Genomic DNA, 1,072 nt, shown 5'->3' with positions numbered 1-1,072 from the left:
AAAAAAGAAGAGCGCTGGAAACGGGTTCGGCCATGACTTGTGTTCGGAAGGGGGCATGGCATGTATGGGGGAAGGGGCGGGGAAGGGTGGAAGGCAGCTGGGATACGAGACAAGGAACGGCAGGCGGGACACGGGACAAGGAATGGCAGGCAACAGAGGTCGCTCGTCGCTGGTGTCTGTGGCTGGGCGGGCCCCGACGGGCTCCTCGCCGCTCTGGCCGAGGAGCAGCGGGTGCAGGGGGCCAGGGCCGCGCCCGGTGTTGCAACGCAGGGTGCAGACGCGTGCTCATTAGGTGCGCACATGAGGGGATGGTGAGCACGGGGTGCAGGCGCGCGGTCGGCGGGCATGGGCTTTAGCCGATGGTGAGCAGGCCCAGCAGCGCGTTCGCCTTGGGCGCCAGGCTCAGCAGGCTGTCGGCGTTGGTGGACAGGCTCACGAGGTTGCCCACAACAGTGTTGTCCAGCAGGGGTGCCAGGGTGGCCAGGTTGACGTTGATGGCGGCCAGGCTGGCGTTCTGAGACTTGACCTCCTTTGCCAGCTCATCCACAGTTGACGTCAGGTTGGCAAACTTGGCAGGCAGGGTCAGCAGGGCCAGCAGGGCTGCCCTGTTGTTGAGCAGGGGCTGCACAGCTGCCTGCAGAGCTGCGAGGTCATCGATAAGCTCGGGCACGCGGATCAGGCTGGGCTGGATCTTCAGCAGCGGCTGGATCTTCTGGTTGACCGAGATGAGGGTGTTGTTGACCACGTTGACGCGGCCGGTCAGGGCGGTGGTGCGCGAGCCCTGGGCGGTCACGCGGTCGCCCAGGTTCTTCATCGTCCCCTTGAGGTTGGAGATGTCCAGGGCCTGCGCCTTGAGGGCGTTCTCCACCTGGGCCGGGCTCAGGGCTGCAGAGGCGCCGCCAAGGCAGGCGAGCACGGCGACGGCCGCGACGAGGGCAAGGACGGAACGCATGGTGTTAGTTGCACGACGGGGCAGCGGGAGCCTGTTGCGGCAGCGGTAGCAGTGGATGTGCCTGAGTGGTGCTGCTCTTGGATGGAACGACTGATGCGCAGGGAGTGGATGATGTCGCCG

At 65.9% G+C, this 1,072-nt stretch carries 1 protein-coding gene; it reads right to left on the bottom strand.

Translation table 11 applies throughout. The features are described 5' to 3' along the window. Positions 1-352: 352 nt before the first annotated feature. Positions 353-952 carry a hypothetical protein gene (locus IP76_RS13650; RefSeq protein ID WP_054158787.1) on the bottom strand — a complete coding sequence of 200 codons (600 nt, stop codon included), beginning with the start codon at positions 950-952 and terminating at the stop codon, positions 353-355. Positions 953-1,072 lie beyond the last annotated feature (120 nt).

Origin of the sequence: Rhizobium sp. AAP43 (genome assembly GCF_001296045.1) — a bacterium.
Lineage (GTDB): Bacteria > Pseudomonadota > Alphaproteobacteria > Rhizobiales > Rhizobiaceae > Allorhizobium.
This window is presented reverse-complemented; position numbering and strand designations above follow the sequence as displayed.